This is a genomic window from Brooklawnia propionicigenes (genome assembly GCF_030297015.1).
Taxonomy (GTDB): domain Bacteria; phylum Actinomycetota; class Actinomycetes; order Propionibacteriales; family Propionibacteriaceae; genus Brooklawnia; species Brooklawnia propionicigenes.
Map to the genome: position 1 here is coordinate 2347815 of NZ_AP028056.1, position 14524 is coordinate 2362338.

11 protein-coding genes are annotated in these 14524 nt (G+C 65.9%); 4 read left to right on the forward strand and 7 right to left on the reverse strand.

Annotated features, from left to right (window positions below; translation table 11 throughout):
• Positions 1-24 precede the first annotated feature (24 nt).
• Genes nuoL through QUE25_RS10710 form a run of 4 tightly spaced genes read left to right on the forward strand, consistent with a single transcriptional unit; the run spans position 25 to position 5973 of the window.
• A complete protein-coding gene (gene nuoL, locus QUE25_RS10695) occupies positions 25-1911 on the forward strand; it encodes an NADH-quinone oxidoreductase subunit L (RefSeq protein ID WP_286268547.1) in 1887 nt (628 codons plus the stop codon).
• A gap of 14 nt (positions 1912-1925) precedes the next feature.
• On the forward strand, positions 1926-3455 hold the full coding sequence (locus QUE25_RS10700) for an NADH-quinone oxidoreductase subunit M (protein WP_286264823.1): 1530 nt from the start codon (positions 1926-1928) through the stop codon (positions 3453-3455).
• A complete protein-coding gene (gene nuoN, locus QUE25_RS10705) occupies positions 3455-5005 on the forward strand; it encodes an NADH-quinone oxidoreductase subunit NuoN (protein WP_286264825.1) in 1551 nt (516 codons plus the stop codon). Before QUE25_RS10700 ends, nuoN begins: the two co-directional genes overlap by 1 nt.
• Positions 5006-5007: 2 nt before the next feature.
• Positions 5008-5973, forward strand: coding sequence for a polyprenyl synthetase family protein (locus QUE25_RS10710; RefSeq protein ID WP_425332711.1), 966 nt, complete (start codon positions 5008-5010; stop codon positions 5971-5973).
• A 76-nt stretch (positions 5974-6049) separates the two neighbouring features.
• Here the strand turns inward: QUE25_RS10710 and QUE25_RS10715 are convergent, their stop codons facing one another.
• The 7 genes from QUE25_RS10715 to QUE25_RS10745 all read right to left on the reverse strand — a co-directional run bounded on the left by QUE25_RS10715 (position 6050) and on the right by QUE25_RS10745 (position 14434).
• A complete protein-coding gene (locus tag QUE25_RS10715; RefSeq protein WP_286264829.1) occupies positions 6050-6994 on the reverse strand; it encodes an ABC transporter substrate-binding protein in 945 nt (314 codons plus the stop codon).
• 19 nt (positions 6995-7013) lie between these two features.
• The gene (locus QUE25_RS10720; RefSeq protein WP_286264831.1) at positions 7014-7805 is read right to left on the reverse strand and encodes an ABC transporter ATP-binding protein; all 792 of its coding nucleotides are present in this window, start codon (positions 7803-7805) and stop codon (positions 7014-7016) included.
• A complete protein-coding gene (locus tag QUE25_RS10725) occupies positions 7802-8818 on the reverse strand; it encodes a FecCD family ABC transporter permease (RefSeq protein ID WP_286264833.1) in 1017 nt (338 codons plus the stop codon). The genes QUE25_RS10720 and QUE25_RS10725 overlap by 4 nt, the downstream gene beginning before the upstream one ends.
• Before the next feature lie 250 nt (positions 8819-9068).
• Positions 9069-9452 carry a DUF805 domain-containing protein gene (locus QUE25_RS10730; RefSeq protein WP_286264835.1) on the reverse strand — a complete coding sequence of 128 codons (384 nt, stop codon included), beginning with the start codon at positions 9450-9452 and terminating at the stop codon, positions 9069-9071.
• 53 nt (positions 9453-9505) lie between these two features.
• Positions 9506-11458 (reverse strand): M13 family metallopeptidase, encoded by a 1953-nt coding sequence (locus tag QUE25_RS10735; RefSeq protein ID WP_286264837.1) that lies wholly within the window; start codon positions 11456-11458, stop codon positions 9506-9508.
• Positions 11459-11505: 47 nt separating this feature from the next.
• Positions 11506-12594 (reverse strand): 2-oxoacid:ferredoxin oxidoreductase subunit beta, encoded by a 1089-nt coding sequence (locus QUE25_RS10740; RefSeq protein ID WP_286264839.1) that lies wholly within the window; start codon positions 12592-12594, stop codon positions 11506-11508.
• On the reverse strand, positions 12587-14434 hold the full coding sequence (locus QUE25_RS10745) for a 2-oxoacid:acceptor oxidoreductase subunit alpha (RefSeq protein WP_286264841.1): 1848 nt from the start codon (positions 14432-14434) through the stop codon (positions 12587-12589). Before QUE25_RS10745 ends, QUE25_RS10740 begins: the two co-directional genes overlap by 8 nt.
• Between the last annotated feature and the right edge of the window lie 90 nt (positions 14435-14524).

Genomic DNA, 14524 nt, shown 5'->3' on the forward strand with positions numbered 1-14524 from the left:
GTGGTGAGTCTGTTGGAAATCGTCATCCCGGTGGAAGCCACTGGGCTGTTCTCCTACGCCTGGCTGATGATCGCGATACCCCTGGTGGTGTCGGCGATCCTGCTGCTCGGCGGCAAAGCCACCGACGCCTGGGGCCATTGGCTCGGGGTACTCGGCGCGTTGGGTTCGTTCGTCGTCACGGCGGTGCTGTGGATCCAGATGCTCGGTGCACCGGTCGACCAGCGGGCGGTGCACGTGCCGATGTTCGACTGGATCAGCGTCGGCAGCCTGGATCTGAAGGCCGCCCTGCTGGTCGACCAGCTGTCGATTCTCTTCGCGCTGCTGGTGACCGGGGTCGGATCGCTGATCTTCATCTACTCGGTCGGCTACATGGCCCACGACCCGAACCGCCGTCGCTTCTTCGCATTCCTGAACCTGTTCATCGTGGCGATGCTGACGTTGGTGCTGGCCGACAACTACGCGCTGCTGTTCGTCGGCTGGGAGGGTGTCGGCCTGGCGTCCTACCTGCTGATCGGTTTCTGGCAAGAGCGGCATTCCGCGGCACTGGCAGCCAAGAAGGCCTTCGTGGTCAACCGCATCGGTGACCTCGGGCTGCTGCTCGCGATGTTCACCATGGTCGCGCTGTTCGGCTCGGTGAATTTCACCGAGGTCAACCAGGCGGCCAGCTCCGCCGGCTCCGGCTGGCTGACTGCGCTGGGTCTGTTCCTGCTGCTGGCCGCCTGTGGCAAGTCGGCCCAGGTGCCGTTGCAGTCCTGGCTGTTGGACGCGATGGAGGGCCCCACCCCGGTGTCGGCGCTCATCCACGCCGCGACCATGGTCACCGCCGGCGTCTACCTGGTGGTGCGCAGCCACTCGATCTACGAGCTGACCGCCGCCGCCTCGCTGGCGGTCTGCATCGTCGGTGTGGTCACGCTGCTGGCCGGCGCCTGGATCGGGTCCACCAAGGACGACATCAAGAAGGTGCTCGCCGGTTCGACCATGAGCCAGATCGGCTACATGATGCTGGCCGCGGGCATCGGCCCGGCCGGCGGCGCATTCGCGATCTTCCATCTGTTCACCCACGGCTTCTTCAAGGCCAACATGTTCTTGGGTGCCGGTTCGGTGATGCATGCCATGAACGACGACACCGACATGCGGCACTTCGGTGCGTTGCGCAAGGTGATGCCGTGGACGTTCATCACCTTCGCGATCGGCTACCTGGCCATCATCGGCATCCCGCCGTTCGCGGGCTTCTACTCCAAAGACCACATCGTGGTTGCGGCCTGGGAACGCGGCTGGTACTTCGGTGTGCTGGCGATCGTGGGTGCCGGTATCACGGCCTTCTACATGACCCGGCTGATGATGATGACCTTCTTCGGGACGAAGCGGTGGGCCGACGGCGTTCACCCGCACGAGTCGCCGAAGATCATGGTCGGCCCGCTGGTGGTGCTGTCGATCGGCGCCGCGGTGCTCGGCATGATTCTCAACAATTCGATCCAGCATTGGCTGGCTCCACCGACCGGCGGCCATCCGCATGACGCCGCGCTGTGGGAGATTCCGTGGCAGGGCTGGGTGACGCTGCTGGTCGTCCTGGTCGGTGTCGCGATCGGTTACCTGATGTATCGCGGTGAGATCAGCTTCGAGCAGCCGCACACCACCAATCCGATCGTCTACATCGGACGCAACGATCTGCTGGCCGACAAGTTCAACGACGCGGTCTTCGTCCGTGGCGGTGGCAAGGCCGCGGCCGGTGTGGCGGCAGTGGACGATCTCCTGGTCGATGGCGGGGTGCGCAGCACCGCAACGCTGGCCACCAGCCTGGGCGGCGCGCTCGGCAAGCTGGAGAACGGCTACACACGAAGCTACGGCTTGACGATGGTAATCGGCGTCGTCGTGGTCGGCGCGGTCTTGATCCTCGGCCGGCTGGCCTGAGGGGAGGAGCTGAGATGAGTAACTCGATCCCCTTGCTGACGATCCTCGGTGTGCTGCCGCTGGCTTTCGCGTTGATCGCCTTCGTGGTGCGCGGAAAGGCCGGCAAACAGCTCGCGCTGGTCGGTTCGCTGGTGACCCTCGCGGTGGGCGTGTGGGCGTTCTTCGCCGCAGGTTCTGGCGACCTTTCGGAGCTGGTTCCCTGGATTCCGCAGATCGGCGCCTGGTACGCGCTCTCGCTGGACGGCATGGGCCGGGCGATGGTCTTGCTGACCGTCATCCTGGTGCCGATCGTCCTGGGCGCCGAGTGGACGCTCGACCAGAAGAAGGCCGAGGCACATGCCGAACCCCGCTGGGGCGGCAACGTCTTCGGCGCCCTCGCCCTGCTGGTGGAAGGCTTCGCACTGTTCGTCTTCATGTCGGCCGATGTGCTGCTGTTCTACATCTTCTTCGAGGCGACCCTGATCCCCATGTTCTTCCTCATCACCGGATGGGGCGGGGCCAAGCGGGGCAGGGCAGCCATGAAGTTCCTGCTCTTCTCGCTCGCCGGCGGCCTGGTCATGCTGTTCGCGGTGATCGGCGTCTACGGCATCACGGCCGGCGCCGGACAGCCCAGCTTCCTGATCGACGACTTCGCGTCCATCCCGATGAGCGAGACCGTGCAGAAGGTACTGTTCGCCGGGTTCTTCATCGCCTTCGCGGTGAAGGCGCCGATGGTTCCGGTGCACACCTGGCTGCCGGACACCGCCGAACAGGCGCTCCCGGGCGCGACCGCCCTGCTGGTGGGCATCCTCGACAAGATCGGCACCTTCGGGATGATCCGGATCTGCCTGGGCATGCTGCCCGGTGCGAGCCTGTGGGCGACCCCGTTCGTGGTGGTGCTCGCGGTGATCTCGATCATCTACGGTGCAGTGCTGGCCATTACCAGCACCAACCTGCTGCGGCTGGTCGCCTACACCTCGGTCAGCCACTTCGGGTTCATGGTGCTGGGCATCTTCGCCTTCACCACCACCGCGATGAGCGGTTCGATCTTCTACATGCTCGCCCACGGCTTCAGCTCGGCGGCGCTCTTCCTGGCTGTCGGGTTCTTGCTGAACCGCCGCGGATCGGTCGAGATCGCCGATTTCGGTGGCGTGCAGCAACTCGCCCCGCTGCTGGCGGGAGTCTTCCTCATCTCGGGCCTGGCCACCCTCGGCCTGCCCGGCACCGCGAACTTCGTCGGCGAGTTCTCGATCATGACCGGCTCGTGGCAGCGCCAGACGGCGGCCGTCGTGATCGCCGTGCTCGGTACCGTGCTGGCTGCGGTCTACGTGCTGTGGGCCTACCAGCGGGTGTTCACCGGCCAGCCCACCGACGAGGTGAAACAGTCGGTCACCAGTGATCTGGGTGGTCGCGAGAAGCTCGTGATCGGCCCGCTGATCGCGCTGCTGCTGCTGTTCGGGTTCTACCCGCAGCCGATGATCAACGTGGTCGAGCAGACGGCCAGTACCACCATGAACGTCGTAGGCATGACCGATCCGCTGCCCGGGTCGATGGGAGGAAAGTGATGCTCGAGGAGTTTCTGCCCGCCGCACCGGTCCTGCTGGTGCTGCTGGGTGGCACGATCGCCATCGTCTTCGAAGGTGCGGTACCGCGACTGGTTCGTCCGACGGTTCAGGCGGCCTGGGCGCTGCTGGTGCTGATCGGCGCATTCGGCTGGACGCTGGTCAACTGGTCGGCCAATGCGCCACAGCTGGCCGCGATGAACGCGCTGACGCTTGACGGCCCGGCCCAGCTGACCTGGATGCTGCTGCTGTTCTTCGGAGCGCTCGCGGTGCTGTTGTTCGCCGAGCGGCGGGTCGGCGGCGGCGAGTCGCCGTTCGCGCCCAACGCGTCCGCGGTGCCCAGTTCCCAGGCCGAGCGTGAGGCCATCGCCGCCCGTCAGGAGCAGACTGAGGTCTTCCCGCTGCTACTGTTCTCGCTTGCCGGCATGATGGTCTTCGCCGCCGCCAACGATCTGCTGACCATGTTCGTCGCTCTCGAGGTGCTGTCGTTCCCGCTGTACGTCTTGTGCGGTATGGCACGGCGCCGCCGGCTGCTGAGCCAGGAAGCCTCGTTGAAGTACTTCCTGCTCGGCGCGCTCAGCTCGGCCATCTTCTTGTACGGTGTGGCGCTGACCTTCGGATATGCGGGCTCCTTCCACTTCCGTGACATCGATCTGGCCGTCCAGTCCAATGCGCAGTCGCCGTGGCTGCTGCTCGCCGGTCTGGCCCTGCTGGGCGTCGGGGTGCTGTTCAAGATGGGCGCGGTGCCCTTCCACAACTGGGTGCCGGACGTCTACCAGGGCGCACCGACCCCGGTCACTGCCTTCATGGCGATCTGCACCAAGCTGGCGGCGACCGTCGGCCTGCTGCGGTTGCTGTACGTGGCGTTGGGGTCGCTGCGCTGGGACTGGCAGACCGCGCTGGCCGTCATCGCGGTGGCCACCATGGTCGTCGGCTCGCTGATCGGCCTCATCCAGACCGATGTGAAGCGGCTGCTGGCGTACTCGTCCATCGCGCACGCCGGGTTCATCCTGGTGGGTGTGGTCGGCGCTGTCACCACCGCGAATGGTCTTGCGGACGACCGGGTCGGCTCGGTTGCCGCGATTCTGGTGTACCTCGCAGCCTACGGACTGGCCACCATGGGCGCCTTCGCGATCGTCACCCTGGTTCGTCGTTCGGGTGCCGAGGCCACCAGCTTCGCCGCCTGGTCGGGGCTGGGACGCCGTGATCCGCTGCTCGGTGTGCTGATGACGATCTTCCTGCTGAGCATGGCCGGCATCCCGCTGACCGGTGGTTTCATCGGCAAGGTGGCGGTCTTCGCGGCAGCCTGGAACGGTGGCTATTCCTGGCTGGTGCTGATCGCCGTGATCGCCAGCCTGGTGACTGCCGGCTTCTACTTCCATGTCATCTGGGTGATGTTCGGGCCGAACCCCAATGATGAGACCGCCCTGGTGAGCCCCGGAATCGGCACCCAGATAGTGATTTGGGTGGGTGTTGCCGGTACGCTTCTTCTTGGTGTGCTACCTGGCCCGCTGCTGGATATCGCGATCAACTCTGCAGGATTCATACGCTGACAATGGCTGACGAACTATTTGCGCAAACTGTTGCCGAAACGCTTGCCCTCATCGAAGACAGGCTGATGGAGGCAACAGTTTCGCAGTATTCGTTCGTCACCGAAGCCGCCCAGCACATCGTCTCGGCCGGGGGGAAGCGATTTCGTCCGGCCCTGGTGGTGACCGCTGCCCACCTCGGCTCCGATTTCGATCTCGACGAGGTGATCGGCGCGGCCTTGGTGATGGAACTGACCCACGTCGCGAGTCTTTATCATGACGACGTCATGGACGAGGCGGACCTGCGGCGCGGCGTTTCCAGCGCCAACAACCGATACGGCAACTCGACGGCGATCCTGGTCGGCGATTACCTGTTTGCACGGGCTTCTCGTGAAGTGGCCAGGCTGGGCCCCGAGTACGTCGATCTGCAGGCGCAGACCTTCGCCGAGCTGGTCGAGGGACAGATGGCCGAGACGACCGGGCCGCTGGCCGGTGAGGACCCGATCGATCACCATTTCAAGGTGCTGGCGGGTAAGACCGCCTCACTGATCCGGGCATCTGCGCTGTTCGGGGGCATGGTCGGGGGCGTCTCGGATCTGGCGTTGGACGCCCTGGGACGCTTCGGCTTCGAGATCGGGATGGTCTTCCAGCTTTCGGACGATCTGATCGACATCGTGTCCGACACGACCGGCAAGACCCCGGGCACCGACCTGCGCGAGGGCATCCCCACTTTGCCGACGCTGTTGTTGGCCTCGTCGCCGGCGGTTGGCGATCACGAGTTGGCTGAGCGTATTGCCGCCGGCCTGGACGATGATGGCGATCTGGCCGAGGCGCTCGCGGCGCTTCGGGCCAGTGCCGTGATCGATCAGACCCGGTCGGAGATCGCCCGTCGCGCGTCGGTCGCCCGCGATTACCTGACCCCGCTGCCCGCCGGTCCCGCCAAGGACATGCTGGACCGCCTCTGCGATGAGGTCGTAACCCGTTCGTCCTAGTCGTCGCACACAGTGCTGGGCCCACCCGGGGTGACGGGCGGGCCCAGCACTGCAGCTGCTGCCGCGGTGGCAGAGCTTACTGCGCGATGAGTTCGGCGATCTTGCGATATCCGACCGGCAGGTTGATCCCGGCCAAGGAGGACGCCTCCGTCATCGCAATCAGGTGCACATTCTGGTTGGCGATGGCCGGCACATCTTGCACGGCCGTGTTGGCGAGGAGTTCGGCGAAGGGAGCCTGGCCGCTTCCCTGGAAATCCTCCAGCAAGATGATGTCGGGGTTGGCTCGTATCAACAGCTCGGCATCAATCGTCCCGGTGGCGGTGATGCCTGCCGTTTGTGCCGCATCGCTGGCACCGGCGCGCAGCGCAAGGCCTGGCAGCATATTGTCCGACGACATCGCCATCACGTTGCCCCCTCGCGCCATCAGCGCCAGCACGCTGGGGTGCTTGTCGGACCGCTGCGAGTCGATCTCGGCGATGGCATCGTGCAGTTCACTGGCGTACTTTTCGGCCTTCTCGGGTTGTCCGACGGCGTCTCCCACGGTGCGCAGTGCGGATTCATAGGCCTCGGGCGTGTTGAAATCCGCCGACTCGAAGGTGATCATCGGCACTCCCGCGGCGGCGAGTTGCTCGTTGGCGGTCTTTTCGCCGCCGTGGCGCGAGGTGGTCAGCACCAGATCGGGCTGGTAGGACAAGATCTGCTCGGGATCGGGAGTCACTCCGGCCGGCAGCGTGGTCTCGACCTGTCGGGCCAGATCGGGGACCATCCCCATGGTCGGCGACTGGGAACCAACGGCAATGGCTGCCATCGACTGGGGACCGGCCAGCAGCAATGCCATGTCCGCGGTTTCGCTGGTTATCGCCACGATGCGCTGAGGCCGGACGATGTCGGCTGACGCCTCGGATTGGCTGGTGGCCGGGGCGGCGGCCGATGCCGCGCCCGGGGCCGAGCAGCCGACCAACAGCGCTCCGCCGGCCACCAGGGCCATCAGCGCCTTGAGTGGGTGAAGAGGTCGTGTCATGGGTCCTTTCATCTGGAAGTCATAGAGCGGTCACGCTGAGAGAGTCGGTGACCGGCGAACGACGCACGTCGACATCGATGCCGTAGGCGGCCCGCAGGAGGTCCACGGTGAGCACGTCGTCGGGGGTTCCGTGAGCGGCGATCACGGCTCCGTGCCGGCCGGGAGTGAGCAGGATGAGGTCGTCGCAGAACCGAGCGGCCAGCGACAGATCATGCAGGACGACTACGACGAGCCTGTTCGCCGGATCTTCGTCGAGCCAGGGGTGCAGCAGACAGAGCACGGCCATCTCGTGTGACATGTCCAACGCCGAGATCGGTTCGTCGAGAACCAGCACCGGAGCCTCCTGAGCCAGTGCTCTGGCCAGGCCGGTGAGCTGACGCTCCCCGCCGCTGGTGCCTGCTACCGGTCGCTGCGCCCATGCGTCGGCGCCGGTGAGTCTCAGGGCGGCGTCCACGGCGCGTTCGTCGGCCGAACTCATTGCTGCGAACCGGGACTGGCGCGCGTAGCGCCCCATCTCCACAAGCTGACGCCCGGTGAAATCGGCCGGCGAGGAAGTCTCCTGGGCAAGATAGGCCAGGTGCCGGGCTCGTTGCCGAGGGTTCATGGAGGCCAGACTGCGCCCGGACACCGTCACGGAGCCTTCGTACGCGATCAACCCGAGAACAGCCTTCACCAGGGTGGACTTGCCTGCTCCATTGGGTCCGATCAGACCATGGACTCTGCCGGGTGTCAGATCGACAGACAGTTCATTCAGGACGGTCCGCGGCCCATAGCTCACCGTCAGCCCGGTCAGCGATAGCCCCGCACTCATCTGGGATCCTTCTTGCGCAAGACCAGGAAGAGCAGGAATGGCGCACCGATCAGCGAGGTGATGGTTCCGGTCTGAAGCACCACGGGGTTGAAGATCATTCGGGCGGCGGTGTCTGCGCTGGTCAAGAAGATGGCCCCGACCAAGAACGATGCCGGCAGCAGGAAGGTGTGATCGGCGCCGAAAACCAGACGCACCAGATGCGGTACCACCAGGCCGACGAAGGCGATGATCCCGGTGGCCGCCACTCCCGCGGCGGTGGCCAGCGCAGCGAACGCCAAGACCAGGTTGGACACCAGACGGACGTTCACGCCTGCTGATTGTGCGGTGGCCTCTCCCAGCGCCAGCATGTTGAGTTCGCGGGCGAAGAACAGCACACCGCTCACTCCGATCATCAGCGGGGCCACCACCATCCAGACGTCGGCCATCGTCCGCCCGGTGAGGTCGCCGTTCAGCCAGAACATGGCCGATCTGGCGTTCTCCGCGTCCGGCGCGTTGGCGATCAGCGCAGCGGTGATCGCGCCGAGAAACGAGTTGAGGGCCATGCCGACCAGCAGCAGCGAAGCCGTCGACCTACTGGCTCGTCCGTAGCCGACACCTTGGACGATCGCGGTCGCGCCCAGCGCCCCAACGAAAGCGCCGACCGGCAGCAGCCAGGAGGTGGCGCCGACCATGCCGGTCACGATCAGGCCGGCCGCGATGACCGCTGCGCCGGCTGAGACACCGGTGATACCCGGCTCGGCCAGGGGATTGCCGAAGACTGCCTGCATGGCGGCGCCGGCCACCGACAGGCCGCCTCCCACCAGGATCGAGATGAGAATGCGCGGCAGCCTGATCTGGGTGATCAGGGCGTCGCGTGCGCCGTCGCTGGTGCCCGCGAGCATTCGGCCAACCGCATGAAGCGCGGTACTCGTGGGCACATTGACCGGGCCGATACAGATGGCTGCGACCGCCCCGACAGTGACGGCCGCGGCGAGCACCATGAGCCAGCGGATCTGGCGACGAGAAAGGATCATGCAGGCAGGACCTTAGGTGAGCGAGTTGACCACCGAACAATAACGATAATCGTTATCGCATGCAACTCTGGTGAGGCCTCCCCGCCAGGCGCAGCCCAGCAGTCCTGCACCAGAAGGAATCGGGTCCGAGCGATCCGGTCCCGCAGATCTCCGGCCTGCAGACAAGTGGGTGGCCCCCGGACGCTAGCGTCCGGGGGCCACCTATTAAGTCTACGCTGCCGACCTCAGTCGGAGCGCCGTCAAATGGCGATCAGTATCTGAGTGCACCGTCCACCGGCGCACCGTATTGGTTCGCAATCGGCTGCGGGGCTCCCAGGCAGAGCACCAGGAGGATAATCCAGCCGACGACGGGGATCAGGTTGAGCAGGATGAGCCAGCCGCTCTTACCGGTGTCATGCAGCCGGCGAACAGTGACCGCCAGCGAGGGCAGCAGAATTGCGAGGCTGAACAGGCTGAGCAGGATGGAGATCGGCGAGTTGCCGTTCGCATTGGTGGTGAGCGAAACCAGCAGGCCGAGTACGGCATTGATGACCAGGCACGACAGCCACCAGGTGACCCACTCCCGGCGGCTTGCGCGGCCATCGAAGACCACGTATTTGGAAAGGGTGTACTTGAGGGATTCGGTTATGTTCATGAGTTTCCTTCAGTAAGGGCATACGCCGGGACCAAGCTTAGTCCAGCGGGGGGTCACCAGATGCGGACGCGTTCGCTCGGCTCCAGCCACAGCGCGTCGCCGGGTGTCGTCCCGAACGCGTCATGGAACTCGTTGATATTGCGGACGGTCTGATTGCAGCGGATCTCGTCCGGCGAGTGCGGGTCGGTGGCCAGCCGCTCCTTCTGAGCCTGCGGGCGCAGGATCGTCCGCCAGGTCTGGGCCCAGCCGAAGAAGAGCCGCTGATTGGCGGGGATGCCGTCCACCGGTTCGGGGTCGGTATCGCCCACGGCCAGCCGCCAGGCCTGATAGGCCACCTGCAGGCCGCCCAGGTCACCGATGTTCTCGCCGAGGGTCAGCTTGCCGTTGACATGCACGTCGGGCACTTCGGCGGGGGAGAGCCGGTTGTACTGGTCGACCAGCGACTGGGTGCGCTTCTCGAAAGCCTCGCGGTCCTCGTCGGTCCACCAGTTGCGCAGCCGCCCATCCCCATCGCAGGTGGAGCCCTGATCGTCGAAGCCATGACCGATCTCGTGCCCGATGACCGCGCCGATGCCGCCGTAGTTGACCGCATCGTCGGCGTCCGCGCTGAAGAACGGCGGCTGCAGAATCGCCGCGGGGAAGACGATCTCGTTGCGCAGCGGGTGGTAGTAGGCGTTGACGGTCTGCGGGTACATCAGCCACTCCTCGGGGTCGATCGGCCCCGAAAGCTGGTGAATCATGTAGTCGAAGGCGAAGCTCTCGGCCCGCAGCACGTTGCCCAGCAGATCGTCGGAGGTCACCTCGAGCGCCGAGTAGTCACGCCAGCGGTTCGGGTAGCCGATCTTGGCGCGGAACTTGCTCAGCTTCTTGAGGGCTTCGGCGCGGGTGGCGTCGGTCATCCAGTCGAGCTTGCTGATCGATTGGTGGTAGGCCTCCAGCAGGTTGGCGACCAGTTCCTCGGCGCGAGCCTTGGTGGCCGGCGGGAAATGCTCGGCGACGTAGATGCGCCCGACGGCCTCGCCCAGCACGCCCTCGACCAGCGAGACGCCCCGCTTCCAGCGCTCCCGCAGCACGGGGATGCCCTGCAGTGTCCGGCCATAGAAGGAGAAGTTCTGCTCCACCAGCGCCTCGGGCAGGTAGGGTGCGAGCGCATCCACGATCTGCCAGCGCTCCCAGGCCCGCCAGTCGTCCAGCGAGTCGGCGGTCACCAGGGCCGCGGCATCAGGCAGGAAGGTGCGCTGGCAATTGATAACCTCGGCTACAGCGGCCTCGGGCAGTTCGGCGCCGGCCAGGAAGTCGTCCCAGGCCAGGTCGGGGCTGAGAGCGGTGAACTCCTCCCAGGTCTGCGGGAAGTACATCTGCACCATGTCGCGGGTGCGTACCTTGTCCCAGTGGCAGGCGGCGATGCGAGTCTCCAGATCGAAGATCCGGCGGGCTTGGTCAGCCGCATCGGGGATCCCGGCCAACGACAGCATGGCTTCGATGTGCGCCAGGTAGGCCTCCCGGATCTCGGCATGCTCGTCGAGACGGTAGTACTCCTCGTCCGGCAGGCTGATCCCGGACTGGCCGACGAACAGCAGGTAGCGCGCCGGATTACCCGGATCGGCGTCGTTGTCCAAATCGAAAAGACCGCCGATGCCGTGTCGCAGCGACCATCCCCAGAAACGTGCCAGATCGGCGGTCGAGGTGATCTGGTCCACCTTGTCGAGCAGCGCGCGCAGCGGCGCGATGCCCAGTTTCTCAACGGCCTCGGTGTCCATGAAGGAGGCGTAGAGGTTCGCGATACGCGCGGCGTCCGCGCCCTCGCCCTCGGCGTCCCGAGTCTCGATGATCTGGCGGACGGCCGCCTCCGAGGCCTCTCGCAGCTCGTAGAACGCACCCCACCCGCTGCGATCCTCCGGGATCTTGGCCCGAGCCAGCCAGGCGCCGTTCACATGCCGGAAGAGGTCGTCGGACGCACGGATGTCGTCGTCGAAGAAGTCGCGGTTCAAAGCTTCGCTAGTCACTGAGTCAGCCTACCCTTGGGTCCGGGACGGGAGCCGGAGTCCGCAGGTCAGCTGACCGTCCAGGGATCGTCGCCGGCCAGCAACTGTTGCAGCTGGGTCTGCTTGTCGTCACGGCTGTCGGCCGGCCCGCCCTCGGCGGTGGCGATCTGCTGCCGCGCCAGGTCATCGAAACTCGGACGCTCGACACTGCGGAAGATGCCGATCGGGCTGCGGCGCATCACGCCGGAGTCGGTGATGCGGCTCAGCGCGAAGGCGCGGGTGGGGTCATCGGCGCCGGGATCGTGGACGATGACGTTCTCCAAACCGACCTCGTCGACCGCCTTGACCTGCAGATGCCCGTCCGGAGCCTGCACGACCCCGAAGCTGCCGCCCGGGGTCAGCACCGGTTCGCCGGCCTCCAGCTTGATGACACCCTCTCCGTCCGGAGCGTCCGGGGAAGTGAGCTGATCCCAGGCGCCATCGTTGAAGATCGGGCAGTTCTGGTAGACCTCGACCAGCGAGGACCCGCGATGCTCGAATGCCGCACGCAGCACGGAGGTCAGATGCGCGCGATCCGAATCGATGCTGCGCGCCACGAACGTCGCCTCCGACCCCAGCGCCAGACTGACCGCGTTGACCGGGGTGTCCAGCGACCCCGCGGGGCTCGACTTGGTGACCTTGCCGATCTCGCTGGTCGGTGAGAACTGGCCCTTGGTCAGCCCGTAGATGCGGTTGTTGAACAGCACCACGGTCAGGTTGACATTGCGGCGCAGCGCGTGGATCAGATGGTTGCCGCCGATGGACAGCGCATCCCCGTCGCCGGTGGCCACCATGATCGCCAGATCGGGCCGGGTGACGGCCAGGCCGGTGGCGATCGTCAGAGCGCGGCCATGAATCGAGTGCATGCCGTAGCTGTTCACGTAGTAGGGGAAGCGCGCCGAGCATCCGATACCGGAGACGACCACGGTGTTCTCGCGGGCGATACCCAGTTCGGGCAGCAACGCCTGCACCGCGCTCAAGATCGCATAGTCACCGCAGCCCGGGCACCAGCGGACTTCCTGATCGCTGGTGAAGTCCTTGCGTTTCAGCGGGTTGATGCTCAAGGGCACCTGCCCGAGCCCGCCGACTCCGAGCCCGTGCACGGAAGCTTCAGACATGCTGCACCTCCTCGACTTGTGACAGCAGGTATTCGGTCAGCTCGCTGACTCCCAGCGGCAGGCCTCGCATTCTCGACCAGCTCCTGGCGTCCACCAGGTATTTCGCCCGCACGATCATGGCGAACTGGCCGAGATTGACTTCTGGGACGATGACTCGGTCGGCCCGGTGCAGCAGCTGCCCGAGGTTGGCCGGCAGCGGATTCAGGTTGCGCACGTGTATCTGGGCGATCGGGACGCCCAACTCGCGAACCCGGCGCACCGCGGCGGTGATCGCACCCCACGTCGAACCCCAGCCGAGCACCGCCAGCTTGGCGACCCCGCTCGGGTCGTCCCAGGTGGCCTCCGGTACTGCAATACGTGCGATGTGCTCGGCGCGCAGCTTGACCATGGTGTCGTGGTTGTCGCCGTCGTAACTGATCGTGCCGAGACCATTCGACTTCTCCAAGCCGCCGATCCGGTGCTCAAGACCCGGGGTGCCCGGAATGGCCCACGGCCGGTCGAGCGTCAGCGGATCGCGGTGGTAAGGCGCGAAGGTGCCCTGCTCGGTATTGGCTTCGGTCGCGAACCCGGGATCGATCGTCGGCAGGCTACCGGCGTCCGGAACCAGCCACGGCTCCGAACCGTTGGCCAGGTAGGCGTCGGAGAGCATGATCACCGGCGTGCGGTGGGTGAGCGCGATCCGGCAGGCCTCGAAGGCCGCGCTGAAGCAGTCGGCCGGCGAACTGGGCGCGATCACCGGCACGGGGGACTCGCCGTTTCGTCCCCACATGGCCTGCAGCAGATCGGCCTGCTCAGTCTTGGTGGGCATCCCGGTGGACGGCCCGGCGCGTTGCACGTCGATGATCACCAGCGGCAGTTCGGTCATCACCGCAAGGTTGATCATCTCCTGCTTCAGCGCCAGCCCCGGCCCCGACGTCGTGGTCACACCCAGCGCACCACCGAAGGACGCACCCAGGGCTGCACCGACGGCGGCGATCTCGTCCTCTGCCTGGAAGGTCTGCACGCCGAACGCCTTGCGCTTGCTCAGCTCATGCAGCAGATCGGAGGCCGGGGTGATCGGGTAGGCACCCAGGAACAGTTGCAGGCCGGAGGCGACCGAGGCGGCCAGCAGGCCGAGCGCGGTCGCCTGGCTACCGGAGATCTGACGGTAGCGTCCGGGGGCCTGGAAGATGGAGGCCACCTCGTAGCGCACCGCGAAGGTCTCGGTGTTCTCGCCGTAGTTCCAGCCGCCCTCCAAGGCGGCCAGGTTGGCGTCTCGAACCTCGGGCTGGGCCGCGAACTTCTGCTGCAGCCACTCCCGGGTGGGGGTCATGTCGCGGCTGTACAGCCAGCTGGCCAGTCCCAAGGCGAACATATTGCGTGCCCGGGAGACGGCTTTGCGGCCCAGTCCGAACGGCGCCACCGCATCCCCGGTCACCGAGTTCAGGTCGAGGCGGACCAGCTGGTAGCTGGCTTCGAGGCTGCCGTCGTCCAGCGGGCTCACCGCATAGCCGGCATGGTTGAGATTGCGCTTGGTGTACTCGGACGAGTCGGTGATCAGCACGCCGCCGCGGCGCAGCGAGGGCAGATGCACCTTCAGCGCGGCCGGATTCATGGCGACCAGGACGTCCAGATCTTCACCGGGAGTGACGATGTCGCGGTCGGCGAAATGCACCTGGAAGCTGCTGACGCCACCGATGCTGCCCTGCGGGGCGCGGATCTCGGCCGGGAAGTCGGGCAGAGTGACGATGTCGTTGCCCTGGCGGGCGGATTCGGCTCCGAATCGGCCACCGGTGAGTTGCATGCCGTCGCCGGAATCTCCGGCGAACCGCACGACTACCCTGCTGACTTGCTCAGGCACTCCGATAACCTCCAGTAAGAAACGCCTCGTTCATCGTCCTTGGCGAGGATTTCGCGTGTGCGCGTCGGACGAGCTTTTTCAACGATAGTT